The organism is Streptomyces sp. NPDC001858 (assembly GCF_053594615.1).
In genome coordinates, this window is record NZ_JBSFEV010000014.1 from 48665 (window position 1) to 74368 (window position 25704).

General features: G+C 70.1%; 19 protein-coding genes. 12 read left to right on the forward strand and 7 right to left on the reverse strand.

Going from position 1 to position 25704, the window contains the following annotated elements:
* Positions 1-46: 46 nt before the first annotated feature.
* The 3 genes from ACWCPF_RS21280 to ACWCPF_RS21290 all read right to left on the reverse strand — a co-directional run bounded on the left by ACWCPF_RS21280 (position 47) and on the right by ACWCPF_RS21290 (position 2645).
* Entirely contained in the window at positions 47-1576 is a 1530-nt protein-coding gene (locus tag ACWCPF_RS21280) for a 4-hydroxyphenylacetate 3-hydroxylase N-terminal domain-containing protein (RefSeq protein ID WP_451046619.1), read from the reverse strand.
* Positions 1577-1729: 153 nt separating this feature from the next.
* Complete coding sequence (locus ACWCPF_RS21285) at positions 1730-2314, reverse strand: carboxymuconolactone decarboxylase family protein (RefSeq protein ID WP_451046620.1); 585 nt, start codon at positions 2312-2314, stop codon at positions 1730-1732.
* 70 nt (positions 2315-2384) lie between these two features.
* Entirely contained in the window at positions 2385-2645 is a 261-nt protein-coding gene (locus tag ACWCPF_RS21290) for a hypothetical protein (RefSeq protein WP_451046621.1), read from the reverse strand.
* Between the two features lie 312 nt (positions 2646-2957).
* On the opposite strand from ACWCPF_RS21290, the gene ACWCPF_RS21295 reads away from it, so the two are divergent.
* The 4 genes from ACWCPF_RS21295 (at position 2958) to ACWCPF_RS21310 (ending at position 8396) form a co-directional block, all read left to right on the forward strand.
* A complete protein-coding gene (locus tag ACWCPF_RS21295; protein WP_451046622.1) occupies positions 2958-3767 on the forward strand; it encodes an SDR family NAD(P)-dependent oxidoreductase in 810 nt (269 codons plus the stop codon).
* Between the two features lie 119 nt (positions 3768-3886).
* Positions 3887-5446 carry a Re/Si-specific NAD(P)(+) transhydrogenase subunit alpha gene (locus tag ACWCPF_RS21300; protein WP_451046623.1) on the forward strand — a complete coding sequence of 520 codons (1560 nt, stop codon included), beginning with the start codon at positions 3887-3889 and terminating at the stop codon, positions 5444-5446.
* 11 nt (positions 5447-5457) lie between these two features.
* Complete coding sequence (gene pntB / locus ACWCPF_RS21305) at positions 5458-6897, forward strand: Re/Si-specific NAD(P)(+) transhydrogenase subunit beta (RefSeq protein ID WP_451046624.1); 1440 nt, start codon at positions 5458-5460, stop codon at positions 6895-6897.
* An 80-nt stretch (positions 6898-6977) separates the two neighbouring features.
* Positions 6978-8396, forward strand: a complete 1419-nt coding sequence (locus ACWCPF_RS21310) for an FAD-binding oxidoreductase (RefSeq protein ID WP_451046625.1) — start codon at positions 6978-6980, stop codon at positions 8394-8396.
* Between the two features lie 97 nt (positions 8397-8493).
* Here the strand turns inward: ACWCPF_RS21310 and ACWCPF_RS21315 are convergent, their stop codons facing one another.
* The 3 genes from ACWCPF_RS21315 to ACWCPF_RS21325 form a co-directional block, all read right to left on the reverse strand.
* Positions 8494-9870, reverse strand: a complete 1377-nt coding sequence (locus ACWCPF_RS21315) for an NADP-dependent succinic semialdehyde dehydrogenase (protein WP_451046626.1) — start codon at positions 9868-9870, stop codon at positions 8494-8496.
* Positions 9871-10001: 131 nt separating this feature from the next.
* Positions 10002-10703 carry a GntR family transcriptional regulator gene (locus ACWCPF_RS21320; protein ID WP_451046627.1) on the reverse strand — a complete coding sequence of 234 codons (702 nt, stop codon included), beginning with the start codon at positions 10701-10703 and terminating at the stop codon, positions 10002-10004.
* Positions 10704-10709: 6 nt separating this feature from the next.
* A complete protein-coding gene (locus ACWCPF_RS21325) occupies positions 10710-11213 on the reverse strand; it encodes a VOC family protein (RefSeq protein WP_451046628.1) in 504 nt (167 codons plus the stop codon).
* A 131-nt stretch (positions 11214-11344) separates the two neighbouring features.
* On the opposite strand from ACWCPF_RS21325, the gene ACWCPF_RS21330 reads away from it, so the two are divergent.
* From ACWCPF_RS21330 to ACWCPF_RS21355, 6 genes are all read left to right on the forward strand, one after another.
* The gene (locus ACWCPF_RS21330) at positions 11345-13534 is read left to right on the forward strand and encodes an alpha-ketoacid dehydrogenase subunit alpha/beta (protein WP_451046629.1); all 2190 of its coding nucleotides are present in this window, start codon (positions 11345-11347) and stop codon (positions 13532-13534) included.
* The gene (locus tag ACWCPF_RS21335; RefSeq protein WP_451046630.1) at positions 13527-14873 is read left to right on the forward strand and encodes a dihydrolipoamide acetyltransferase family protein; all 1347 of its coding nucleotides are present in this window, start codon (positions 13527-13529) and stop codon (positions 14871-14873) included. The genes ACWCPF_RS21330 and ACWCPF_RS21335 overlap by 8 nt, the downstream gene beginning before the upstream one ends.
* 82 nt (positions 14874-14955) lie before the next feature.
* Positions 14956-15666 carry a helix-turn-helix domain-containing protein gene (locus ACWCPF_RS21340; protein ID WP_451046631.1) on the forward strand — a complete coding sequence of 237 codons (711 nt, stop codon included), beginning with the start codon at positions 14956-14958 and terminating at the stop codon, positions 15664-15666.
* Between the two features lie 145 nt (positions 15667-15811).
* The gene (locus tag ACWCPF_RS21345; RefSeq protein ID WP_451046632.1) at positions 15812-16594 is read left to right on the forward strand and encodes an FAD synthetase family protein; all 783 of its coding nucleotides are present in this window, start codon (positions 15812-15814) and stop codon (positions 16592-16594) included.
* A 227-nt stretch (positions 16595-16821) separates the two neighbouring features.
* A complete protein-coding gene (locus tag ACWCPF_RS21350) occupies positions 16822-18222 on the forward strand; it encodes a M24 family metallopeptidase (protein WP_451046633.1) in 1401 nt (466 codons plus the stop codon).
* A 493-nt stretch (positions 18223-18715) separates the two neighbouring features.
* The gene (locus ACWCPF_RS21355; RefSeq protein WP_451046634.1) at positions 18716-19132 is read left to right on the forward strand and encodes a DUF4279 domain-containing protein; all 417 of its coding nucleotides are present in this window, start codon (positions 18716-18718) and stop codon (positions 19130-19132) included.
* Between the two features lie 53 nt (positions 19133-19185).
* Here the strand turns inward: ACWCPF_RS21355 and ACWCPF_RS21360 are convergent, their stop codons facing one another.
* The gene (locus ACWCPF_RS21360) at positions 19186-19878 is read right to left on the reverse strand and encodes a hypothetical protein (protein WP_451046635.1); all 693 of its coding nucleotides are present in this window, start codon (positions 19876-19878) and stop codon (positions 19186-19188) included.
* Positions 19879-19891: 13 nt separating this feature from the next.
* On the opposite strand from ACWCPF_RS21360, the gene ACWCPF_RS21365 reads away from it, so the two are divergent.
* Both ACWCPF_RS21365 and ACWCPF_RS21370 read left to right on the forward strand, forming a co-directional pair.
* Entirely contained in the window at positions 19892-20560 is a 669-nt protein-coding gene (locus ACWCPF_RS21365) for a hypothetical protein (RefSeq protein ID WP_451046636.1), read from the forward strand.
* A 211-nt stretch (positions 20561-20771) separates the two neighbouring features.
* Positions 20772-23570, forward strand: a complete 2799-nt coding sequence (locus tag ACWCPF_RS21370; RefSeq protein ID WP_451046637.1) for a helix-turn-helix transcriptional regulator — start codon at positions 20772-20774, stop codon at positions 23568-23570.
* Positions 23571-25704: the final 2134 nt, after the last annotated feature.

Below are 25704 nucleotides of genomic sequence, written 5' to 3' on the forward strand. Positions count from 1 at the left end.
GTTCGTGAGGGACAGCCGCCACGAACCGCCCCGCCCCGTCGTCCGCTCAGCGGACCCGCGAGCCTTCCAGCCGCGTGCCGTCGAGTCGACGTGCGTACTCGGCCTGCTCGGTGTACGCCGTCACCTCGGGCGCCTGGGCCGCCGCGAGGCCGCAGACCTTCCGGGCGAGCTGGGTGAGCTGCCCGGAGGGCGACAGCTCCGAGCGCTTCATGGTGAGCATCCGGGTGCCGAGCACCGGAGTTCCGTTGAACTGCTCGAAGGTGCTGATCCGGTCGCCGAAGTCGGAGAGGAAGAGGTCACGGATGACACGCGAGATGCGCATGCGGTCGTACGGCTCGCCGACCGCGCCCGCCTGCAGCGGTGCGAGCCAGTCGTGCAGCTCGGGGTTGTTCCACTGCTCCTCGGTGGGGAACAGCAGCGAGGCACGGCCGGCCAGGTCGATCACCTCGTGCCGCATCTCGGCGTACTTCTCCAGGTAGTACGCCCGGCCGAAGTCGAAGAGGAGGACGTTGGGCTTGTAGAGCCCCGCCGGCGAGATGAACCCTTCCGTCTCGGACGCGATCACATGGGCTCGGATCGTCTGGTAGAACTCGACGAGACGCGCCACGCGTGCCTGGACCGGCGGCAGCTGGAAGGTGCCGAGGTGCTCGGTGATCAGCATCGCGAGGCCGGCCATGAGCTCGGCCCGCACCATCGTGCGGATGAGCGCCTCGTAGTGCACCCAGTCGAAGATGCGCTGCGGGTAGAGCGCGGCGTGCTCGGGGTTGCCGACGTGGAAGACGTTCTCCCACGGAATGAAGACGTGGTCGAAGATGACGGTGCATTCGAGCTCGTCACCGGCCGACGACATCGGGTGGTTCTCGGGGTCGTCACGAACGGTGGTCTCGCGGGAGACCATCGTGACGCCGGGCGCGTTGGCCGGGCAGGCGCCGTAGATGACCTGTTCGCTCTCGATCCCCGGGCGGTAGAAGACACCGATGTGGATGTAGTCGGCGAACGGTGTGCCGGTGCTCACGGCTTTGACACCGTTGACCACGATGCCGTCGTCGCGCGTCTCCACGACGCGCAGCGCGGACTTGGCCGACTCCTGCTTGGAGCGGTCGACCTGAGGATCGATGAAGGCGAAGGCGCAGTTGAGGTCGCCCTCCTTCACGAGCTCCAGGAAGTTCATGATGCCGACGGTCAGATCGCGCCCGCCGGTGCCCACGGACTGCTCACTCCACGGCTTGGGGTCCTCCAGGTAGGTGATCAGGCCGTAGTTGTTCGCACACGGGGTCCGTCCCGTCGATCCGCCGTCGAGTTCCCGGACGACGGTCTCCAGGTAGATGCGCTTGCGGCGCAGCCCCTCGGCGTCGGTGTGTGTGAACCACATCATCGAACGGCGCACTCCGTCGTCGTCGACGAAGGTCAGGACGTCCTGAAGTGCGGCGTCGTGATGCAGGTCGTAGAACTTCGCCATGCGCTTCGCCTGCGCACGGGTCGTCGGGTGCGTCGTGACGTCGTCGACCCGATCGCCTCCGACCCAGAGAACGCGCCCGTCCCGCAGGGACTCCAAGTACTCGTCGCCAGTACGCATCAAGTTCCACCTTCTCGTGTTCACCGATGGCCGTCGTACACGGCCCGTTCTTGTTGGGGGACGATTGCAAAGCGGCGTCGCCGGCTCGTTCGGCTGCCGGACGGCGGGCCGGGGGCGGCCCGCGACGTCGCGGAAGGCGAGGAGCCGCCCGGTTCAGATGCGGGCGTCGACCGGTGCGGGCGGCGCCGGCATGTCGAGCTCGTAGGCCATGACACGGTGGTAGCGCGACAGGGCGTTCCACATGCTGATGCACATGACCAGCTCGACGAGTTCGGCGGCGCTGAACATCCGCTGGACTTCGTCGCGGACACTCGTGGAGACGCCGGTCGGGCCGTCCGCCACGGAGATCTTGGGAAGGTCGAGCGTCATTTCCTCGGCCAGTTGAAGAGCCAGCCGCTCCCGCTCGTCGAAGCCTTTGAGCTCGCCGTCCGCGACGGCGGCCAGCTCGTCCACCTGCACTCCCTTGGCGAGCGCGGAGGTGCAGCGGTGACTCGCGGTGTAGCGGCAGTGGTTGAGGACGGCGATGCGTACGGCGAGCAGGTCCTTCAGCCGGCCGTCCAGGGCGCCGGCGCCGTTGAGCCGCCCGAGGAAGGGCAGGTAGGTGGAGAGCAGTCCGGGGCTGTTGCCGATGCCCGCCCAGGTGTTCAGCACTTCGCCGTAGGTGTTCACGGCTTGTTGGAGAGCGGGTTGGTCGGCCTCGGAGAACTGCTCGGACGACAGAAGCGGTACCAGCGTCATGAAATACCTTTCGACGGGGCCTGCCTGGATACGACCGGCTCGGTGTGAAGGTGAGGGTGGGAGCTGATTCCTAAAGAGTGGTGCTGTCTGCGGGCTCGGACCGGTGCCGGGGTGCGGCGCCGGCCTTCCGCAGGCCGATCGCGAGCCCCAGCGTCGCGTTGAGCCACGGCACCAGGAACGTCAGGGCGACGCGCAGCGTGAGCGCCCAGGTGAACGGACCGTCCACCACCTGCGAGTACAGGTTCACCATGAACAGAGTCGACCCGACGGCCAGGGCGGCCGCGATCGTCTGCCCCAGGGCCCTGCCCCGTACGGCACCGCGCAGCGCCACGCTCCAGGTGACCCCGGGGGTCTGCGGCCGAGGTTCTCGCCTCGGGGAGTCGGTGCGCCGGCGGCGTGCGCCTGCCCGTGTTTCCCGTGGGATACTTTCGAGGTCCCGGATCCCCATCACCCCTCCCTCCTTCACCCTCGGAGCGGGCTGAGTGCAGGTCATTGTGCGCCGCACCCTGTTAACCGCCGGGAAGGAACGTGGCGGCCGGTCAGCCGCCCTGTGAACCGGCCGTTAACCGCGCTTGCTGTGGCGGTGGCGCTTCGGATCGACTCTCCGCAGCAAGGAATGAACCGCTGACTGGAGGGGCCGAACATGGCTGCAGGTTGGAACTTGGATGGCCGCACCGCTTTCGTGACCGGCGGGAGTCGGGGCCTGGGCTTCGCCATCGCCCAGGCGCTGCTGGAGCGTGGTGCCAAGGTGGCGATCGCGGCCAGGGACGAAGCCGCCGTGAAGGCCGCGGCCGGGCGTCTCACCGCCGGATCCCGCGCGGAGAACGTGCTCCCCGTCGTCGTGGACGTCACGGACGCGGACTCCGTCGCCGGCGTGCTGGCCGAGGTGCACGCGTGGCAGGGCGCCCTCGACATCGTCGTGAACAACGCGGGGCCGCAGCTGACGCCGTCGCCGCTGGAGACGATCGAGGCGGGCAACATCGCCTCGGCCTTCGACACCAAGCTGATCGGGTACGTGCGCGTCGCACAGGCGGCTCTGCCGCTGCTGAGCCGGAGCGGCAGCGGCGCCATCGTCAACGTGGTCGGCGCGACCGCGCACATGCTGGTCCCCAACGCCGGCGCGACGGGCATCGTGAACGCCGGCGTGGTCGCGCTCACGAGCTACCTGGCGAGCGAGGCGGCTGCCAGCAACATCCGGGTCAACGCGATCTCCCCCGGCATGACGAAGACCGAGGGCTGGCTCACCAAGACCGAGGCGATGGGCCAGCAGCAGGGCAAGACCTCCGAAGAGGTCCGCGCCGGCATGGCCAAGGGTCTCGGAATTCGCCTCGACCGCTGGGCCGACCCGGCCGAGATCGGCGCCGTGGCCGCCTTCCTGGCGTCCGACGACGCCTCCTACGTGACGGGTCAGGTCCTGCGCGTCGACGGCGGCATGACCAAGCCCGTCGCCTGATCAACAGACCGCCCGGCGAGCGCCGTCCACACAGCAGTTGGCGTTGGACGGCGCTCCTGGTCTGCCCGCATGGGCGTCCGCCGAGCGCTCTGGAACATTGACCGTCTGGAGTGTGGGTAATGCTGATCGGAATCGTGAGCGAAGCCCGCGGTGGCGAGACGCGGGTTGCCGCGACTCCCGCCACGGTGGTCCAGCTGGTGAAGCTGGGATACGACGTCGTGGTGGAGCCGGGTGCCGGCCTGTTGTCGAGCTTCCCGGACGAGGCGTATATCGAGGCCGGGGCGAGGGTCGGTGACCCGCTCGCGGCGGACGTCGTGCTCGGTGTGAACGCGCTGTCGTCCGCGCAGTGGGACGAGTTGAAGGCGGGTACGACGGTCATGGGCATCATGAGCCCGGCGTTCGACCCCGCGCTCGTGGAGGACCTGGCGAAGCGGCCGATCACGGCGCTGGCGATGGACGCGGTGCCCCGGATCTCCCGGGCGCAGTCGTTGGACGTGCTGTCGTCGATGGCGAACATCGCGGGCTACCGGGCCGTGGTGGAGGCCGCCCATGCCTTCGGGCGGTTCTTCACCGGCCAGGTGACGGCCGCGGGCAAGGTGCCACCGGCCAAGGTGCTGGTGTGCGGCGCCGGGGTGGCGGGCCTGGCGGCGATCGGCGCCGCGGGAAGCCTGGGCGCCGTCGTCCACGCGACCGATCCGCGGCCGGAGGTCGCCGAGCAGGTCAGGTCGCTGGGCGGCGAGTATCTCTCGGTCGAGGCCGCGGACACCGCCGAGGTGGCGGTGTCGGCGACGGGCTACGCCAAGGAGATGTCGGACGACTACAACACCCGTGCCGCCCAGCTGTACCGGGAGCGGATCACGGAGATGGACATCGTGATCACGACCGCGCAGATCCCGGGCCGGCCGGCGCCCACGCTGATCACGGCGGAGATGGTGGCGTCGATGCGACCGGGCAGCGTCATCGTGGACATGGCCGCCGCGACCGGCGGCAACGTCGAGGGCACGGTCAAGGACGAGGCCGTGGTCACGGCCGGCGGGGTGACCATCATCGGTTACACCGATCTGCCCGGCCGGTTGCCCGCGCAGGCGTCCCAGTTGTACGGCACCAACCTGGTCAACCTGATCAAGCTGATGACGCCGGAGAAGGACGGCCGGCTGGTGCTGGACTTCGACGACGTGGTGCAGCGGTCGATGACCGTGGTGCGCGACGGCGAGTCGACCTGGCCACCGCCGCCGGTCCAGGTGTCCGCCACTGCGCCGACCGCCGCCGCGGCAGCGCCCACGGCGGCGAAGCCGGCCGGCTCCCGGGCCGAGGCGCCCGTGTCGACCCGCCGCCGGTTCACGGTGGTCGGGATCGGCGCCACCGTGCTGTTCCTGTGCGCGGCCCTGTCCCCGGCGGCGCTCCTGGGTCACCTGACGGTGTTCGCGCTGGCCATCGTGGTCGGCTACTACGTGATCGGGCATGTGCATCACGCCCTGCACACACCGCTGATGAGCGTGACCAACGCGATCTCCGGAATCATCGTCGTCGGCGCCCTGCTCCAGATCGGGCACGATGACGCCCCCAACGGCACCGCGGTGACGGTGCTGTCGACGATCGCGATCCTGCTGGCCTCGGTGAATGTCTTCGGTGGCTTCGCGGTGACCCGCCGGATGCTCTCCATGTTCTCGAGAAGCTGAAGAGGCCAGTGATGACTGATCTGACGACTGTCGAGACCGCTGCGGCCGCCGCCTACATCGTCGCGGCGCTGCTCTTCATCCTGGCGCTGGCCGGGCTGTCGCACCACGAGAGTGCCAAGGCGGGCAAGGCCTTCGGCATCGGCGGCATGGCGGTCGCCCTGGCCGCGACGATCACCCTGGCGATCGACCGGGACGTCTCCGGCGTCGGTCTGGCGTTGATGATCGCCGCCATGGCGGTCGGTGCGGCGATCGGGCTGTGGCGGGCGCGCGTGGTGGAGATGACCGGCATGCCGGAGCTGATCGCGCTGCTGCACTCGTTCGTGGGTCTGGCCGCGGTCCTGGTGGGCTGGAACGGCTACCTGCACGTGGAAGCGACCCTGAACGGCGCGGTCAGCGCCGAGGCGGAACTGCTTCAGGCCCGAGAGCTCCTCGGGATCCATTCCGCCGAGGTGTTCATCGGCGTCTTCATCGGCGCCGTCACCTTCACCGGTTCGATCGTGGCGTTCCTCAAGCTCTCGGCCCGCATCAAGTCGGCTCCGCTGATGCTGCCGGGCAAGAACCACCTCAACCTCGGCGCCCTGGCCGCGTTCGCGGTGCTGACCACGTGGTTCGTGATCGACCCGACGCTGTGGCTGCTGATCGCCGTCACGGTCGTCGCGCTGGCCCTGGGCTGGCATCTGGTCGCCTCGATCGGCGGCGGCGACATGCCGGTGGTCGTCTCGATGCTGAACTCCTACTCGGGCTGGGCGGCCGCGGCCTCGGGATTCCTGCTGGAGAACGACCTGCTGATCATCACCGGTGCGCTGGTCGGCTCCTCGGGCGCCTATCTGTCCGCCGTCATGTGCAAGGCGATGAATCGTTCGTTCATCTCGGTGATCGCCGGCGGGTTCGGCATCGAGGCCGGCCCGGCCGACGACAAGGACTACGGCGAGCACCGCGAGATCACCGCCGAGGGCGTCGCCGAGCTGCTCGGGACCGCCGACTCGGTGATCATCACCCCCGGCTACGGCATGGCCGTGGCCCAGGCCCAGTACGGCATCGCCGAACTGACCCGCAAACTCCGCGACCGCGACGTCGACGTGCGCTTCGGCATCCACCCGGTCGCGGGCCGGCTGCCGGGCCATATGAACGTCCTGCTCGCCGAGGCCAAGGTCCCCTACGACATCGTGCTGGAGATGGACGAGATCAACGACGACTTCGACAAGACCTCGGTCGTCCTGGTCATCGGCGCCAACGACACCGTCAACCCCGCCGCGGCCGAGGACCCCGGCTCACCCATCGCCGGCATGCCCGTCCTCCAGGTCTGGAACGCCGAGCACGTCATCGTGTTCAAGCGCTCCATGGCGTCCGGCTACGCCGGCGTCCAGAACCCCCTCTTCTACCGCGAGAACTCCGCCATGCTCTTCGGCGACGCCAAGGACCGCGTGGACGACATCCTCCGGGTCCTCTGATTCCCGCCCGGCCGCAGCCGGCGGCCGGGCGGCCCTGACCACCCGTCACCTTGTCCCTCCCTGACACAGGAGCTTCCCCCATGAGCGCACCGACAGAAATCCGCACTCACTCCGACTTCCCCACCCACTTCCGCGGCGCGGTGCTGCGGCCTGGTGACGAGCAGTACGACGCGGCGCGTGCCCTGTACCAGGGCCGCGCCGTCGACGAGGGCCCCGCACTGATCGCGCAGTGTGCGGACGAGGAGGACGTCGCGACCGTGCTCCGCTACGCCTCCGCGCACTCCATACCGGTGGCGGTGCGCGGCGGCGGACACGGTTCCGACGGCTATGCGATGCCCGGTGGCGCGCTGGTCGTCGACCTCTCGGCGATGCGGGCGATCACGGTCGACCCCGAGACCCGGGTGGTACGGGCCGAACCGGGCGTCAAGCTCGGCGAGATGGACGCGGCCGCGCAGGAGCACGGGCTGGCCGTGCCCGCCGGGACGGTCAGCAGCACCGGTGTGGCCGGGCTGACCCTGGGCGGCGGCATCGGCTACCTGATGCGGCGTTACGGCGCCACCGTCGACAACCTGCTGGCCTGCGACATGATCACCGTGGACGGGCGCAAGGTCCGCGCCGACGCGACCGAGAATCCCGAGCTGTTCTGGGCCCTGCGCGGCGGGGGCGGCAACTTCGGGGTCGTCACCTCCTTCGAGTACCGGGCGCACCCGGTCGGCCCCGACGTCGTCGCCGGAAAGCTGATCTTCCCCATCGACCAGGCCGCCGACGTCCTGGGCAAGCTGTCGGCGCATCTGGCCGATGCGCCGCGGGAGTTGGGGCTGCTGGTGGCGATCGCCGCCGCTCCCCCGCTGCCGATGCTTCCCGAGGAGGTGCACGGGAAACCGGTCCTGATTCTCGTCGTGGTCTACACCGGGGACCCCGCGACGGCCGACGAGGTCGTCCAGCCGCTCGCCGCGCTCGGCCAGCCGCTCGCCAACCTGGTCACGGACACCACGTGGGTCCAGGCGAACAGCATGCTCGACGTCGTCGCCCCCTACGGCATGCGCATGAACCTGCGGGGCGGGTACCTGCCGGCCCTGTCCGGCGACGCCGTCGACGTGCTCCTGGACTATGTGGGCACGGTGCCGACGAACCCCGGCGACATCTACTCGATCAACATCTCGTTCATGGGCGGCGCGATCTCCGAGGACGTCGACGAGGACGCGATGGCCTTCTCCCGGGCGGGAGCCGCCTGGCTGTGGGAGGCCATCGCCAAGTGGGACGCGCCCGAGCATGACGCGCCGTACGACGAGTGGGCGACGGCCCTCACCGAGGCGATGCAGCCGCACGCGCTGACGAACGCCTACGCCAACCTCAGCGACGACCTCGGCGAGGAGTGGCGGCGTGGGGTGCACGGCAGCGAGGCCAAGCACCAGCGGCTGCGTGCGGTGAAGGCCGCCTGGGACCCGCGCAACCTGCTGCGCTTCAACAAGAACATCACGCCCGGCACCGCCGACTGACAGCACAAGCACAAGCACAGCTCTCCGGAGGGGCGTCACACGAGCGGTTCGCCGTGTGACGCCCCTCCGCCGTGCGCCCGAGGGCGCCCGGGTGACGTCAGGCCTTCCAGATCGTCTTGAGGTTGCAGAACTCCCGGATGCCTTCCGCGGCGAGCTCGCGGCCGATGCCGGAGTCCTTCACACCGCCGAAGGGCAGTTCCGGGTGGGAGACGCTCATGCCGTTGACGAAGACGGCGCCGGCGTCGAGGCCGCTGATCAGCAAGCGCTCCTCGGCCGGGTCGGTGGTCCACACCGAGGAGCTGAGACCGAAGGTCGTGTCGTTGGCGAGCTCCAGGGCATGCTCGACGCCGTCGGCCCGGTGCACCACCGCCAGTGGCCCGAACGCCTCCTCGCGGTACACCCGCATCGCAGGCGTGACCTCCTCCAGCACCGCCGGCTCGAAGAACCATCCCTCGGCGCCCACGGCCGACCCGCCGCACCGCAGCACGGCGCCCTTCGCGACGGCGTCGTCGACCAGGTCGACCAGCTCGCGACGGCCGGACCTCGTGGCGACCGGCCCGATGTCGGTCTTCTCGTCGAGCGGGTCTCCGACGACCAGCGCCTTGGTGCCCGCGACGAACGCCTCGACGAACTCGTCGTAGACCTCCGTGTGGACGATGAACCGCTTGGCCGCGATGCAGGACTGGCCGTTGTTCAGGGTGCGGGCGGCGACGGCGGTCCGGGCGGCGGCGCGGACATCGGCGGAGGGCAGCACGATGAACGGGTCGGACCCGCCCAGTTCGAGCACGACCTTCTTCACCTCGGCGCCCGCGGTGGCCGCGACGGACCGGCCGGCCGGCTCGGATCCGGTCAGGGTCGCGGCGGCGACGCGGCGGTCCCGGAGCACCGCCTCGACGTCGGCGGCTCCGATGAGGAGGCTCTGGAACGATCCGTCGGGGAAACCCGCTCGTTCGAAGAGCGTGTCCAGGTACATCGCGGTCTGCGGCACGTTCGAGGCGTGCTTGAGCAGGCCGACGTTGCCGGCCATCAGCGCGGGTGCGGCGAACCGGATCACCTGCCACATCGGGTAGTTCCACGGCATCACGGCCAGGACGACGCCGAGGGGCGCGTAGGTGGTGTAGGCGGCCGAGGCCTGGACCGTGCTCGGGTCGGCGAGCGGCTGGTCGGCGAGCAGGCTTTCGGCGTTGTCGGCGTAGAACCGCATCGCGCGGGCGCACTTGAGGACCTCCGCGCGGGCCTGCGCGATCGGCTTTCCCATTTCGATCGTGAGCATGCGGGCCGTCCGGGCCGCGTCGGCCTCGACCAGGTCCGCGGCGGCCCGCATCCACCGGGCGCGCGTGTCGAAGTCGGTCGCGCGGAGCGTCGCGGCCGCGGCCTCCGCTCGCGTCAGGCGCTGGGCGACCTGTGCCTTGGTGTGCGGGGCGAACTCTTCGATGAGCTCGCCGGTGGCGGGGTTGACGGTGACGATGGGCACAGAGCTCTCCTCGTGGCGTGGGCAGCGATGAGTGCAGTGAGTGCACCGGGCAGCTGCCGGCGTGAACACTGTTCGAGAGTGGCTGGTTGGATACATTCGACGGGATCGCCCTGGTGGCGTCCCGGACCGGCTCAGCGCAGTCCGCTTGCGTCCTCGTCGGCGGCGAAGAGCTCGGTGTGGGCCGTGAGTTCGACCCGGGTGCGACGGATGTGGCCCGTGAGGTAGCGCTCGCAGTCCTCGGGGTCGCGCCGTCGCACGGCGTCGAGGATCAGCCGGTGTTCGGCGTTGACGATCATCGCCCGGTCGGGGTCCGCAAGGACCATGAACGCACGGCGATAGTGCTGGGTGGAGTTCCAGAGCCGCTCCGTCATGGCCAGCAACGGGGCGCTGGGACAACCCGAGTAGGTCGTCATGTGGAAGTCGCGGTCCAGGAGAAGGAACCGGTTGACGTCGCTCTGGTTCTCGATCTCGTCCTGGATGCGTTCGAGGCGGGCCAGCTGGTCGTCCGAGAGATGGCGGAGACTCTCGGTCAGGGTCAGCGGCTCCAGTCGCTCGCGCATCCGGTAGTACGTGTTCACGTCGTCGAGACTGAGCACGGGAACGCGCGATCCGCGGTTGGGGAACGACTCGGTGAGCCCCTCGGACTCCAGGATCCGCAAGGCCTCACGGACCGGAATCCGGCTCGCGCCGAGCCGCGCCGCGAGTTCGTCCTGCCGCAGCCAGGTGCCGGGCTGCAGATCACCGGCGAGGATCTCGTCGCGGAGGATGCCGGCGATGTGCTGACTCCTGACGCTGTCCGACCCGCGCGGATCGCGAGCGTGCGCAGGACTCAAGTGCGGTCACCTCTGCAACTCTGACGGGGCGCGGTCGTACGCCTTGCCGTCAGGATAGGACACCAGCTCGAACTGCATCCCCCACGGCGAGAGGAAGTACACCCACCGCTGCCCCAGCGACGGTCCCGCGCTCGCGGTCGGCTCCCCCAGCACGGGAACGCCCCTCGCCTTGAGGTACGCCACGGCGGCGTCCAGGTCCTCGACGTACAGCGCGACATGGTGACCGCCGACGTCGCTGTTGCGCGGGACGACCGTCCGCTGGTCCTCCGCCCGGTACTCGAAGACCTCGAACACGGCCTGCTCTCCGCACCGGTAGAAGCGCAGCTGACGCATCACCGTGCGCGCGCCGACGTTCAGGTGCTCCGCCATCCAGTCGTCCGACAGGTCGAAGGGGCCGATTGCGTACATGTACTCGCAGCCCAGGACGTCCACGAGCCAGGTGTGCGCCTGTTCCAGGTCCGGCACCGTGAATCCGATGTGGTCGAGGCGCTTGAGGCCGGGTAGAGCCATGACTCTCCTCCTTTGGATCCAAAGTGCGTCCATAGTGGCGCTCCTGGCCCAGAAAGTCGAGATGAGTCTTGTTATTGGATCCAATCCCATGGCAGAGTCGGGGCACTCCGGTCGACTGAAGGGGGCTGGCGATGCCTGCCGAACACATACTCGAACCGAAGGCCGCGTGGTCGGAGTTCGTCGTCACCCAGGACGACTGGAACGCCGCGGCTCCTGACCTCTTGACGGGGATGTACAGCCAACTGGTGCTGATCCGGGCGTTCGAGGAGTACGTCCTGGAGCTGGCGGCGGACGGGCTCATCCACGGCCCCGCGCACTCCAGCATCGGTCAGGAGGGCGGCGCCGTCGGCGCGTGCTTCACCCTGACGTCCCATGACACCGTCAACGGGTCGCATCGTGGCCATCACCAGTTCCTGGCCAAGGCGCTGGCCCATCTGCATCCGAAGGGCATCGACCCGACGAAGCCGTTCCCCGAGGACGTCCGGGCCGTGCTGCTGCGCACCCTGCGCGAGATCTGCGGACTGGACCAGGGCTTCAGCCACGGGCGCGGCGGCAGCATGCACCTCCAGTGGCACGAGGCCGGCGCCATCGGCACCAACGCGATCGTCGGCGGTGGCGTGCCGCTCGCCGCCGGGTCGGCGTGGGCCCACAAGAAGGCGGGCACCGACGCGGTGTCCTTCACCTTCTTCGGCGATGGCGCCATCAACATCGGATCCACGCTGGAGACGCTCAACCTGGCGGCGGCCTGGTCGCTGCCGCTGTGCTTCTTCGTCGAGAACAACCTGTACGCCGTCTCCACCCACGTGTCCGAGGTCACCGGCGAGTCCCGGCTGTCCGGCCGCGGTCCGGGCTTCGGCATCCGGAGCTGGAAGGTCGACGGCATGGATCCGCTGGCCGTGCACCTCGTGACGCAGCAGGCTCTCGCGCACATGCGCGCCGGCAAGGGTCCGACGTTGATCGAAGCCGATGTGTACCGCTACTTCCACCAGAACGGGCCCTTCCCCGGCTCGGCGTTCCGGTACCGCACCAAGGAGGAGGAAGCCCAGTGGCGGGCCCGCGACCCGATCGACACCCTGGCGGGGCACCTGGTGCGACGCAGGATCCTCACCAAGAAGGCGGTCACCGAGACGGTCAAGGGCGCCAAGGCGCTGATGTCGGAACTCGGCGACGTGATCCTGGAAGCGCGTCCGGGCGGCAAGCCGGGTGAGCGGCGCATCGTTCCCGCCGAGTGGCCGGATCCCGCGTTCGTCGACGAGGGCGTCCGCGGCGACCTGTCGGAGCTGGCCGGGATCGAGTTCACCGACACCGAGGACTTCGCCGACAGTCTGACCGACGTCAAGTTCATCGGCGCCGTCGCGGGCGTGATGGGCCGTCGCCTGGAGACCGATCCTCGTGTCGTCGTGATGGGCGAGGACGTGCACCGGCTCAACGGCGGAACCAACGGCGCCACCCGCGGCTTGAGCGAGGCGTTCCCCGACCGGGTGCTCGGGACCCCGATCTCGGAGAACGCGTTCGCCGGCCTCGGCGGCGGACTGGCCCTGGACGGCCGGTTCCGCCCGATCGTCGAGTTCATGTACGCCGACTTCATGTGGGTGGCGGCGGACCAGCTGTTCAACCAGATCGGGAAAGCCCGCCATATGTTCGGAGGCGAGGGCACGGTGCCGTTCGTCCTGCGCAGCAAGGTCGCGACGGGCACCGGGTACGGATCACAGCACTCGATGGACCCGGCCGGCATCTTCGCGACCGCACCCGGCTGGCGCATCGTCGCGCCGTCGACGCCGTTCGACTACGTCGGCCTGATGAACACGGCTCTCGCGTGCGACGACCCGGTCGTCGTGCTCGAACACGTGGATCTGTACAACTCGACGGGTCCCGGCCTGCCGGACGACTACGACCACTTCCTTCCCGTCGGCAAGGCCGCCGTGCGCCGCGAGGGAGCGGCCCTGACCATCCTCAGCTATCTGGCGATGACACCGGCCGTCCTGGCGGCCGTCGAAGAAACCGGGGTGGACGCCGAGGTCATCGACCTGCGCTGGCTGGACCGGGCCAGTCTGGACTGGGACACGATCGCCCGGTCGGTCCGCAAGACCAACAACGTGCTCATCGCCGAACAGGGCGCCGTCGGCACCTCCTACGGCGGCTGGCTGGCCGACGAGATGCAGCGCAGGCTCTTCGACTGGCTCGACGCCCCGATCGAGCGGGTGACAGGCGGTGAGGCCTCGCCCAGCATCAGCAAGGTGCTGGAGCGCGCCGCCTTCGCCTCCACGGAGGAAGTCGTCGCCAAGCTGCGCGAGATCTCCCGGGGGCAGAACAATGGCTGAGATTCTGCGCATGCCCGAGGTGGCCGCCAACACCGCCGAGGCAGTCCTGCAAGCGTGGAACGTCGAGCTGAACACCCCTTATGCGGCGGGCGAACCGATCGTCACGGTGGAGACCGAGAAGGCCGTGGTCGAGGTGGAGGCCGAGACCGACGGCGTCCTGCTGCGGCTCCTGGTGGACGCGGGCTCGACCGTGGAGGTGGGTGCGCCGATCGCCGTCTGGGGCAAGCCGGACGAGCCGGCGTCCGCGGTGGACGACGTGCTGGCCTCGCTGGGCGTCCCACCGGCACAATCGCCTGCCCCCATCGCTCCGGAGCCGGAGCAGGAGGCGACGGCGACGGCGGCCACTTCGACCCCGACGCCTACGGACCCGGTCGCACCGGCCCCAGCCGACGCGGCGTCCGACAGGGGCGAGCGCGTTTTCGCCAGCCCCCTGGCTCGACGTCTGGCCCGCGAGTCCGGCGTCGATCTGAGCACGGTGGTCGGGACCGGCCCGCACGGACGCATCCGGCGCAACGACATCGAAGCGGCCGTCGCCGCGACGGCGGAGCAGGAGCAGGCGCAGGAGCAGGCGCCGGAGCCGGAGCAGGCGTCGGAGCGAACCTCACCGACCGAGGCCTCGGCCGACCGGCAGAGCATCGCGACTCCGGCGGCGCCCCAGCGCTTCGTGGACGTGCCCAACACGCGGATGCGGGCGGCCATCGCCCGTCGGCTGACGGAGAGCAAGCAGCACACGCCGCACTTCTATCTGCGGGCCGGCGTGCGCGTCGACGCATTGCTCGAACTGCGGCAGCAGATCAACGCCGGCGGCCTCGGCGTGAAGGTGTCGATCAACGACATGCTCGTCAAGGCGGTCGCCTCGGCCCATATGACCGTCCCCGCGATGAACGTGCAGTGGAACGACACCTCCGTGCGGCACTTCTCGGACGTCGACATCGCCGTGGCCGTCGCCACCGAGGGCGGGTTGGTCACGCCGGTGGTGCGCGGGGTGGACTCCCTGTCGATCAGTGGTGTCGCGACGGCGACCAAGGACATGATCGCCCGTGCGAAGGAGCGCAGGCTCCGGCAGGACGAGCTGGAAGGCGGCACGATCTCGATCACCAACCTCGGCATGTACGGCACCGAGGACTTCGCGGCGATCATCAATCCGCCACAGGCCGCGATCCTGGCCGTCGGCGCCGCGCGGCAGGAGGCCGTCGTCGAGGAGGGTGCGGTCACCGTCGCGTCGGTGCTGCGGCTGACCCTCGCCGTCGACCACCGGGCAGTGGACGGGGCCACCGCGGCCGAATGGATGCAGGCGTTCGTCAACGTGCTGGAACACCCCCTGCGGATCCTGGTGTGACGTTCCTCGGCGGTCCGCCGGTGTGTGACTACACTGAACACGCTTAACACGCACGGCGGGCTGCTGCCGAGGCGCGGACCGCATGACCGACGGAGGTGGCGTGAGCAGCGCCAAGGACAGATCGACATCGCCGTCCGCATCGGCCGCTCACACGATCGGACCCACGGTTCGTGCGGCGCGAGAGGCGCAGGGCATGTCGCTGCGCGAACTCGCCCGCAGGATCGGCGTGTCACCGAGTTTCGTCTCGCAACTGGAGCGGAACAAGGCGAACGCGAGCGTCAGCACGCTGTATGCGCTCGTCGAGGCCCTCGGCCTGTCACTGGACCAGTTGATGGTCAACACCCAGGACAGGGGCCGCGACGAGCGCCCGGCGCAGTGGCCCGCGGTGGAGGCGCCGATGCAGCCGGCGGGCACCCGGGCCCGGATCCGGTTTCCCGGCGTGGTCTGGGAGCGCCTCACCCAGGCCTCGGATCCGCTCGTCGACTTCCTGCACGTCGAGTACGCGCCCGGCAGTTCGTCCTGCGCCCCCGACAACATGATGCGCCACGGGGGCCGGGAGTACGGCTATGTGGTCTCGGGGCGCATCAACGTCCAGATCGGATTCGAACGCTACGAACTCTCCCCCGGGGACGCCGTCACGTTCGACTCGATGACGCCCCATCGCCTGAGCAATCCCTTCGGCGAGCCCTGCCTGGCCGTCTGGGTGGTGGTGGGGCGCCGCACTGACGAACGGGCGCAGGAGGCACCGCCGCCGCCTCCGAACGTCACCCATCTGCCGTCGATGCCGGCCTGACCGAGTAGCGCCGTCACAAGGTGGGGTGACGCGCGCTTCACACCCGGACGCCGTATCGCCGCTCCGCGCTTTCGCCCTGGTTAACGGCGTGAGGCGCACACTGCCCTTCGTTCAGCCTGCTCTCAGGGTGAAGGAGGAATGGGTCATGGAGGTAGTCGACCTCGAAGTGCCCGACGGAATACCGGGCGCCGGTGGTCACCGTCGCGCCGGGGGAACCGGTGCGCACGCCACAACCGGTGCGCGCGCCAAAGTCGCGATCGGCACCTTCGACGGCGTGCACCTCGGTCACCGACAGGTCCTCCAGGGGTGCGACACGGTGCTCACCTTCGACCCCCATCCGATGCAGGTCCTTCAGCCGCGGCAGGTGCCGAACCTGCTCAGCGATCGGCGACAAAAGCTGCGCAAGCTCGGCTCGTTGGGGATCCGACGGGTGGCGATCGTTCCGTTCGACCAGGCCTGGTCGCGAGTCCCGGCCGAGAACTTCGTCGAAGACGTCCTGCTCGACCGGCTCCGTGCGGACTTCGTGAGCGTCGGCGAGGGCTTTCGGTTCGGCGCCCGCGGCGCCGGGACGACGGCCACCTTCGATCGGTATCCCGAACTGAGCACCCGGGTCGTCCCGCTCGTCACCCGGGGCGGGGCCGGAGAGCCGATCTCTTCGACGCGCATCCGCCGGCTGATCTTCGACGGCGAGGTCGAATCGGCGGCCGAGCTGCTGGGAGCCGCCCTCGCGCTGCCCGCGGTCGTCGGCGGTGAGGGCCAGTTGCTGATCTCGCCCCGGTTCGCGCGGCCCGCGCCCGGGTTCTATTTCGGGTGTGTGGACGGGCGTTACTGCGGGATCCGAGTACGCCAGGACCGCACGGCCGTGGTCCTCGGCCCGGCGCGGACGGGCACCTCCGTCGAGGTGACGTTCGTGAAGAGAGCCAGATAGCCCGAGGCGAGGTTCCATGCGGTTGCGCGGGGCGCTGTTCAGTGGAACTGCACAGCGATCGGGGACCGTGGACAACCAACTCTGCTCCGCAGGCCGGTTGACGTAGCAACATCCCGGATGTTCAGTATTACTGAACACTACTGAACACTGTTGAACGCACACGCTCACGCGCTCGGCGCGCGTGCCACTCCCTTACCCGCAGCTGTCCGCTTGGCAAAGGACTTGTGATGGCGATTCCGACGTTTGGACCGAACGCAGTCGACTGGGAGACCCGCATCGACATGGGCAGGCTCCGCGACGAGCGGCTGGCCCGTCTCCGCGCGTCGTTGGAGCAGTCCGACGTCGGCGCCGTCCTGGCCTTCGACTTCTCCAACATCCGTTACATGACCTCGACCCACATCGGCACGTGGGCAGTCGACAAGATGATCCGGTTCTCACTGCTGGTCAGGGGTGGCGAGCCGATCGTCTGGGACTTCGGTTCCGCGGCCAAGCACCACCAGCTGTACAACCCGTGGCTGGACTACTCGAAGGCCCACGCGGACGGTGATCCGCACGGCGCCCACCACGGAGCCGATGCCCGCAACCCGAGCGGCGCCCGCGCCGGCATCTCGACCTTGCGCGGCGCGATCAACCCGCTGGTGGGAATGGCCGACTCCGTCGCCCAGAAGATCAAGCACGAGCTGGAGCTCTACGGGCTCCTGGACGAGCCGCTCGGCGTCGACGTCATCGAGCTGCCGGTCCTGATGGCCCTCCAGAACGCGGGCATCACGGTGGTCGACGGCCAGCAGGTGTTCCTGGAGGCCAGGCGCATCAAGACACGCGACGAGATCCATCTGCTCACCCACGCCTGCTCGATGGTCGACGCCGCCTACGAGAACCTCTACGAGTTCCTCCGGCCGGGTGTGCGGGAGAACGAGTGCGTGGGTGTGGTGGCCAAGACGCTCTACGACCTGGGCTCGGAGTTCGTCGAGGGTGTCAACGCCATCTCCGGGGAGCGGTGCGCGCCCCACCCCCATGTCTTCTCGGACCGCATCGTACGGCCCGGGGATCCGGCGTTCTTCGACATCCTGCACAGCTACAACGGCTACCGCACCTGCTACTACCGGACGTTCGCCGTCGGCAGTGCCTCGTCCGCCCAACGCGACGCGTACACGCGGTGCCGTGAGTACATGGACGAGGCGATCAGCCTCGTCCGGCCCGGCGCCACGACCGCGGACATCGTGTCGGTGTGGCCCACGGCGCAGGAGTTCGGCTTCGCCGACGAGGAGGCGGCCTTCGCGCTCCAGTACGGTCATGGCGTGGGGCTGTCGATCTGGGAGAAGCCGGTGTTCTCCCGGCTGGTCTCGCTCGAACACCCCGAGGTGATCGAGGAGGGCATGGTGTTCGCGCTGGAGACGTACTGGCCGTCGAAGGACGGCTGGGGCGCGGCCCGGATCGAGGAGGAGCTCGTGGTGACCGCGGACGGGTGCGAGGTGATCACGAAGTTCCCGGCGGAGGAACTGCTCGTCGCCGGGCGGCGCTACTTCGGGGTCTCGGGACCGCTGCCGACCGAGCGCGACTCGCAGTCGCATCTGAACACGGCCGCCGGAACCAAGGCCCTCCACCAGGACCGGCCTGCCGATCTCTGAGCACGGTGCCGCCGGGCGGCCACGAACTGGAAAAGGCGCCCCGAGAGAGCCGGCTGAGGGGCCTGCCGAACGTACGGCAGGCCCCTCACGCATGGCACAGACTCCTGCCGCGACCACCCGGACCGCCGATCCTCACTTCATCCGCCAGGGACGGAGCTTCTCGGGGTTTCGCACCGCCCCGGTCGCCCGACACCCGCGCGATCTCGACGTAGGCACGGGCGATCCGCTCACCGCCCACGATCGGGCGCAGGTGGGTGACGGCCCGCCCGCCGCCGTCGGCGGTCGCGATGGCGTCCGGGTCGAGCAGACCGATCAGCGCGTCGATGCCCTTGGCCTCCCACGCGGTTCAGCCAGCTCCCCGCCAACGCGGGCGGCGCGGCGCACGCGGTCTGGATCGTCGGCGCGCAGAAGGTGGCCGGGGAATACGGTGGCCCGCCGTCGGCCGGCCTGCGATCGTGGGGGCGTGTCAGAACACTTGACGATGCGTTCGCCGTTGCCGGACACGAAGTGGTCGGCCGGATCGATCCGGATCACGAGCCGGACGGTCCGTGCCGAGGAGATCTCGGTGCGCCTGGGGATCGTCCCCGACGCGCAGTTCGAGCAGGGGAGCCTGACGAGTCCCCGGAACCCGAGCAGCGCCCGGCGGGAGCACAGCGTCTGGATCCGGCGGAGTGGGCTGGACAGCGACAGCGGGCTGGAGGAGCACGTCGCGGCGCTGGTCCGGCTGGTCGACGGGTGTCGTGAGGAGCTGACGCGCCTGGCCGCCGATTGCGATCTGGAGCTTTATCTCGGCTTCGGCAGTGATAACGGTCAGGGCGGCTGCGTCCTGCCGGCCCGCCTGCTCGCCGAGATCGGCGGGCTGGGGCTCGATCTCGTGCTCGACCTCTATCCGCCCGCGTCGGAGTCGTAGACGTCGCCGATGGGCTCGCCCATGCCGGTAGCGGGTCCGTCGGGTGGGCGGGGTCAGCGGGAGGTGTCGCCTCGGGCGGCGGCCTGTTCCGGCTCGGGGCACAGCTGTGCGTACACCCGCGCGGACTCGAAGGGGTACTGCACGCAGCTCTCCCCCGCGAAGCACTGGGCGGCGTGCCGGCGCATCCGGGGGCCGTAGCTCCCGTGACCGATCAGGTCCGTGTAGGTCTGCCGTTCGCCGAGCCCCAGGAGGTCCGCCGTGTCGGCCAGGTAGACGTCGAAGCCCGGGTACATGAGTCCCAGGTACGGCAGGTCGTCGAAGTCGAGGGCGAACACCGGGTACTCGCCCTCTCCGTCCCGCTCGGTGACGGCCAGGAGCCGTTTGGAGTCCGATCCGCCGGGGAGGAGGAAGCACTCGGAGAAGCGCCCGGCCAGCCAGGCGAACTCCTCGGCCCAGGCGGCGCCCATCTCCTCCCCGACCAGTCGGTCCAGCGGGCGCGGCGCGAACCCGCCGTCCGGGGTGAACCAGCCGTGGCGCTCCAACAGGCTGGTGTCGTAGGCCAGCCACGCGCGCAGGCTCGGCGGCAACGGCCGCCCGGAGGGGAACGCGGCCCGAGCGAGCACGTCCTCGGCCATCGGCCTGGCGACGCCCCCTTCCACCCAGGGCACGTCCACGTACGGCAGCAGATACGGCAGCGCGCTCGCCGCCGGATCGCGGCGCACCACCTCGATGACCCGCTCCGTCAACGACGCTCCATGCATGGGACTAATATTCACGACATCTTCGATCAAGGGAAGAGAGAAGGGGGAGGAACTCGTGTCGGACAGTTTTATGGTGGCGACCCGTATTCCCATGTCGCGGACCGGGTTCGAGGCATGGCTGAGCACGCCGATACCGGAGCTGAGCAGGATCGTGAACCCGGCCGACATGTTCGACGGCTGGCTCTGGAACGGCCGCCGCGCGGACACGGAGTGGAACTCCATCGGCTTGGGAATGACGCCCCACGAGTTCTTCGCGGAACGAATCTCCGATTCCTACGACGGTAAATCCCCGGAATGCGTCCTGCGGTACCGGGACGGCGCGCTGGAGGCATATCTGTTCCACCTCGGTTATCGCGAGTGGAGTGTCCATACCGCCTTGCTCATGTTCGCCGCCGCCGGGGAATTCAAGTCCGAGCCCGCCGACGACACCGTGCTGTTCTGGGCCGAGACCGGCGCCAACCTCTGGCCCGCCGACGCGACCGGATGGCTGGCGGTGCTGTCCGTCGGCAAGAGCGAGGCGCGGTTCGTCGACGCGCGGGACCTGACCGAGGCGGTGGCCGGCTTGCGGCCGGCCGAGAACCTGTTCTTCGAGATGTTCCAGAGCGATACCCCCTGCGCCCCGGCCTTCCTCGAACCCTCGGTGCTGGAAGAGCCCCGCCCCCGGTAGACGAGGGGCGGACGCCGGGTCGTCGGGGCCGTCGCCGTGGCAGGTCGTCCTTGCGGAACCGCCCGCGGGCCCCGATGCTGGGTATCTCACGCCCCAGGACGTCACTCCGAGACCACGGACAAGACCACGGACAAGCCTTCCGAACCGGGGCCGCAGCAATCCGGCGACGTATTGCGATACCGGTCGAAGCATTCTGCACAGAGGAACGGCCATGACAAGCGGCGGCGGTCCACGAGTCGAACTCCTCGGGCGAGGAAAGGAATGCCGGGCCCTCGACGACGTCCTGGCGGGCGCCAGGGCCGGGCGTAGTGCGGCTCTGGCGCTGCGCGGGGAGCCGGGTATCGGCAAGACCGCGCTGTTGAAGTACCTCCTCGGACGTTCCGCCGGATGCCGTGTCGTCAAAGTCGCCGGCGTCCAGTCCGAGATGGAGCTCTCCTATGCCGGGCTGCATCAGCTCTGCGCTACCCTGGTCGCCGGCCTCGGCTCCCTCCCGGAGCCTCAGCGCGAGGCGCTCGCCACGGCGCTCGGCCTGGAGGCCGGCCCCGCGCCCAACCGGTTCCTCGTGGGCCTCGCCACGCTGAGCCTGCTCGCGGACAGCGCGGCGAAGCAGCCGCTGCTCTGCGTCGTCGACGACGCGCAATGGCTGGACCGTGTGTCGGCGCAGACTCTGGAGTTCGTCGCCCGTCGGCTGCTCGCGGAGTCGGTCCTGCTCGTCTGCGCCGTCCGTGAGCCCAGTCCGGGCGAGACGCTCAACAGCCTGCCCGAACTCCTGATCACCGGGCTGACCAGCAACGACTCGCGCACCCTGCTCGACTCGGTCATCCCGGCCCCGCTCGACGAACGGGTGCGTGAGCGCATCCTGGCCGAGACGCGCGGCAACCCGCTGGCGCTGCTGGAGCTCCCCCGCGGGCTGACCACCGCCGAGATGGCCGGCGGCTTCGCGGCCCCCCACGCACAGCCCCTGTCGAGCCAGATCGAGCAGGGCTTCCTGCGCCGCGTCCGCTCGCTCCCGGTGGAGACGCAACAACTGCTGCTGACCGCCGCCGCCGAGCCGGTCGGCGATGTGACGCTGTTGCGCCGCGCGGCCGAACGGCTGGGGATCACGGTGGACCCGGCAGCGGTGCACGCCGAGACGTCCGGGCTGATCACGCTCGGCACGCGGGTGCGTTTCCGGCACCCGCTGGTGCGATCGGCGGCCTATCGGGCGGCGGCGCTGTCCGACCGTCGCGAGGTGCACAGAGCGTTGGCGGACGCGACCGATGCTCACCTCGATCCCGATCGCCGCGCCTGGCACCTGGCGTGCGCGACGACGGTGCCGGACGAGACGGTGGCCGCCGAACTGGAGCGTTCGGCGGACCGGGCGCGGGCTCGGGGCGGAGTCGCCGCCGCGGCGGCCTTTCTGGCCCGGTCGGTCGAGCTGACGCCCGACGCCGCCCGCCGTGGAGCCAGAGCGCTGGCAGCCGCCCAGGCCAAGTACCAGGCCGGCGCGTTCACCGCCGCGCGCGAACTGGCGAACGCGGCCGAACAGAGCCCGCTCGACGAACTCGACACGGCGAAGCTGACGCTGCTGCGCGGTCAGATCGCCTTTCTCACCGAAGGCGGTGGCGTCGGCTTTCCGCTGATGATCGAGGCGGCCAAGCGGCTGGAGCGCTGCGACGCCGAACTCGCCCACGCCACCTACCGGGACGCCATGTTCGCCTCGCTCACCGCCGGCCGCGTCCCGCGCGGGCTGGCCGAGGCCGTGCTCGCCGCGCCTCGGCCCGACGAACCCGCGCGGGGCCCTCGGCTCCTCGAAGGCCTGGCCCGGATGATCACCGACGGGTACGCCACGGGCGCGCCGACGCTGCTGCGGGCGCTGGCCGCGTTCCGCACCGGCGAGGTCTCGAAGGAGGAGGGACTCGGCTGGCTCCCCCTGGTGTGCGGGCTGGCCCAGGACGCGTGGGACTTCGAGACCTGGTCCGTGCTCTCGGCGCGGCTGGTCGACCTGGCCCGGGAGACGGGAGATCTGACCGTGCTGCCGACCGCGCTCCTCCACCGCATCGGCAACCGGGTCCGCGTCGGCGACCTCTCCGGCGCGCAGTCGCTGCTCGGCGAGAACGTGGCGATCGGCGAGGCCACCGGCAAGGACATCTGGGCGCTCTACGGAGCGTTGTTCCTGGAGCCGTGGAAGGGCCGGGAAGCCGCCACGCTCCAGGCGATCAAGGCCATCACCCAGGATCACATGCTGGGCGGACAGCCGAAGGTGATCGCCGACACCCAGTGGGCGGCGTCCGTGCTCTACAACGGCCTCGGCCGGCACGAGGAGGCCTACGCCGCCGCCCGGCGCGGATGCCGGGAACCGGAGGAGATGGGCCACACCATCCCGTCCATGATGGAGCTCATCGAGGCGTCGGCACGGCTGGGGCGACCTGCGGACGCCGCCGACGAGGTCCGCAGGATCGTCGACATGGCGCTGGGCACGGGCACCGACTGGGCTCTCGGCAACGCGGCCCTCGCCCGCGCTCTGGTCGGCGAAGGGCAGCCGGCCGACGCCTTGTACCGTGAGGCGATCGAGCGGCTCGGCGCCACCGAGATCCGGATGGAGACGGCGCGCGTCCGGCTCCTCTACGGCGAGTGGCTGCGCCGCGAGGACCGCGTCGCCGACGCCCGTGTCCACCTGGGCGCCGCCCACGAGACGCTCAGCAGTATCGGGGCGGAGGGGTTCGCGGAACGCGCACGACGCGAACTCCAGGCCACCGGGGCCAAGGTCGGCCGGCGCAGCACGGCGGGCCGCACTCCGCTCACCTCCCGGGAAGCGCAGATCGCCCGCCTCGCCGGCTGCGGACTGACCAACCCCGAGATCGGCGCGCAGCTCTTCCTCAGCCCTCACACCGTCGAATGGCACCTGCGCAAGGTCTTCGCCAAACTCGGCATCTCCTCCCGCAAGGAGATCCCCGCCGCGTCAGGCCCGGCGTCAGGATCGGCGTCGGGCCCGGCGTCGGGCCCAAGCGCGGAGGCCCTTCCTCGGTGATCGTTCCCGCTGTTCCGACAGCATCAGTTCGAGGTTGTGCCGGTAACCGCTCTCCTGAGGATGGTGCTCCGGCAACGCGGCGAGGGCTTCCTCGGCCGAGGCGATCGCCGCCCTCAGGTCGTCGTGGCTGCCGGCGAGTTCAAATCTGATGAACAGTGCCGAACCGAGGTTGAGGAGCAGCTGATGCCGGTTGGCGTGGTCCTCGGGAGTTGCCTTCAGCGCCGCGCGCAAGGTGGCCACGCCCGCCTCCAGATCGTCGGCCCGGTGCGACAGCTGATACCGCATCAGTCGCAGGGCGCCGAGTACCCCGAGGAGTCTGCGGCGGTCCACCTCTCGGATTCCGGGCGCTTTCACGGCCCGGTCGCAGGCTTCGATGGCGCGGTCCGCGCCCTGGTCGTCGCCCGAGTGCTCGTGCTGAAGGGTGAGGGCGACGGCGAGGTTGCCGACGGCCGCGGGCCATCTGCCGTCGTTCTCGTCGGTCTCGGCGACCGCTTCCTCGGCGGCCCGCACCGCCGCCGCCAGGTCGTCGGCGTCTCCTTGGACTTCGAACAGCACCCTGAGGCTGAAGGAGAGGTCGCTGAGACAGGACGCCCGTAACGGGTCGCCGGGCGGCGCGGCGGCGACGGCCTGCCGGATGACCTCGACCGCCTCCGTCAAGTGCTCGACGTCGTCGGTGAGTTCGTACAGCAGGTGTAGGGAGCTGCCGAGGCCCGAAAGATAGACCGGGAGGTCGCGGTGCCCGGCGGGGATCGCGGCCGCCGACTCCCGGAAGGCCGCCACGGCCTCCTCGATGTCCGGTGTGGCCCCGCGCGCCTCGAACCTGATCCGAAGGCTGAGGCCCAGGGTCTGGAGGTGCGGCGCGCGGCGGGAGGGGTCGGCGTGAGCCGCCTCCAGCGCGTCGCGCGATGCCTGCACCGCCGCGTCGAGATGGGTGGGCACACCGGTCCGCTCGTAGCGGCTCCGGTGGGCCCTCGCGAGGTCGTCGAGGGCCTCGGCCCGGTTCCGGTCGGTCATCGTCGCGGCTGCGACGGCCTCGGTCGCGGTGTCGATCGCCACGTCGGCCTCCGCGGCCGGGCGGTCGGTGTCGGCCGACCAGTCGGCCAGGGCGGCGAGACGGCGCGGGGTCTCGGGGTCGTCGGCCCGGCTCGCGCGCACCGCCCGGGTCATGGCGTCGACGGCGGCGAGCAGGTCGTCGGGCCGGCGGTCGCGGCGGTGTCGTTCGTGCAGGACTTCGGCGAGCACCGCGAGATGGCTCGGCCGCTCCGGGCTGTCCTCGGAGAGGTGCGACAGGACCTCTCCGCAGGCCTGGACGGCTGCCGCCACGTCCTCGGCTCCGCCCGTGGCCCGGTACCGGTGGAGGAGCAGCAGGGCGTACGAGCCCTTGCTCGACGCCCATCGGCGGCTGCCGGCGGATTCGTTGCGCACCGCTCGGCGACAGGCCGTGATGGCGGTGTCGAGGTCCTCGGGGAGCTTCGTCACCTCGTGTCTGGCGAGCTGGATGTCGGCGTACGTGCTCCAGGCGGAGCGCTGGTCGCGGCTGCCGAGCGCCTCCCGGACGAGAGTGTCGGCCCGGTCGAGGTCGGAGACCGTCCTCGTCTGTCTGAACAGGGCGAGGAACGCCAGGGCCGCGTTCTTCAGCACCCGCGCACGCTTGGAGTCGCCGGCGGGGGTCAGCCGCAGCGCCTCCTCGATCCAGGAGACCGCCTCCCGCACGTCCTCATGACGTCCCGTCCGATCGGCTCGGGCGAGGAGCGACACGGCGAGATTGGAGCGAAGGGCGATGTGCGCGGAGTGTCCGGCCGGGCAGGCGGCACTCGCGCGGCGGCCCTCCTCGACGGCACGGTCGAGATCGGCCGGGTCGCCGCGCAGTTCGAAGCGGAGTTGCAGAGCCGAGCCGAGTGCGGCGAGGTGCACGGGCTGCGCGACGCCGTCGTTGTGCGGTGTGTCGGCGATCGCCCGGTCGAGGAGGACGACGGCTTCGTCGAGGAGGGCCGGATCGTCCGAGGTCTGCGCGTCGGCGATCAGGGCGAGCGCTGCCCGTCCCAGGCGTACGGCTTCGGGTTCCGGCTGTTGCTGCGTGTCGATGGGAACTCCTCCTGGTGGTCTCCCGGTGGTCTCCTGGTGGTCTCCTGGT

Excerpts from the sequence above, each read along its gene's own strand:
- ACWCPF_RS21280 (WP_451046619.1), bottom strand. The coding sequence starts at position 1,576 with ATGCGTACTGGCGACGAGTACTTGGAGTCCCTGCGGGACGGGCGCGTT.
- ACWCPF_RS21285 (WP_451046620.1), bottom strand. The coding sequence starts at position 2,314 with ATGACGCTGGTACCGCTTCTGTCGTCCGAGCAGTTCTCCGAGGCCGAC.
- ACWCPF_RS21295 (WP_451046622.1), top strand. The coding sequence starts at position 2,958 with ATGGCTGCAGGTTGGAACTTGGATGGCCGCACCGCTTTCGTGACCGGC.
- ACWCPF_RS21300 (WP_451046623.1), top strand. The coding sequence starts at position 3,887 with ATGCTGATCGGAATCGTGAGCGAAGCCCGCGGTGGCGAGACGCGGGTT.
- pntB (WP_451046624.1), top strand. The coding sequence starts at position 5,458 with ATGACTGATCTGACGACTGTCGAGACCGCTGCGGCCGCCGCCTACATC.
- ACWCPF_RS21310 (WP_451046625.1), top strand. The coding sequence starts at position 6,978 with ATGAGCGCACCGACAGAAATCCGCACTCACTCCGACTTCCCCACCCAC.
- ACWCPF_RS21325 (WP_451046628.1), bottom strand. The coding sequence starts at position 11,213 with ATGGCTCTACCCGGCCTCAAGCGCCTCGACCACATCGGATTCACGGTG.
- ACWCPF_RS21330 (WP_451046629.1), top strand. The coding sequence starts at position 11,345 with ATGCCTGCCGAACACATACTCGAACCGAAGGCCGCGTGGTCGGAGTTC.
- ACWCPF_RS21335 (WP_451046630.1), top strand. The coding sequence starts at position 13,527 with ATGGCTGAGATTCTGCGCATGCCCGAGGTGGCCGCCAACACCGCCGAG.
- ACWCPF_RS21340 (WP_451046631.1), top strand. The coding sequence starts at position 14,956 with ATGACCGACGGAGGTGGCGTGAGCAGCGCCAAGGACAGATCGACATCG.
- ACWCPF_RS21345 (WP_451046632.1), top strand. The coding sequence starts at position 15,812 with ATGGAGGTAGTCGACCTCGAAGTGCCCGACGGAATACCGGGCGCCGGT.
- ACWCPF_RS21350 (WP_451046633.1), top strand. The coding sequence starts at position 16,822 with ATGGCGATTCCGACGTTTGGACCGAACGCAGTCGACTGGGAGACCCGC.
- ACWCPF_RS21365 (WP_451046636.1), top strand. The coding sequence starts at position 19,892 with ATGGGACTAATATTCACGACATCTTCGATCAAGGGAAGAGAGAAGGGG.
- ACWCPF_RS21370 (WP_451046637.1), top strand. The coding sequence starts at position 20,772 with ATGACAAGCGGCGGCGGTCCACGAGTCGAACTCCTCGGGCGAGGAAAG.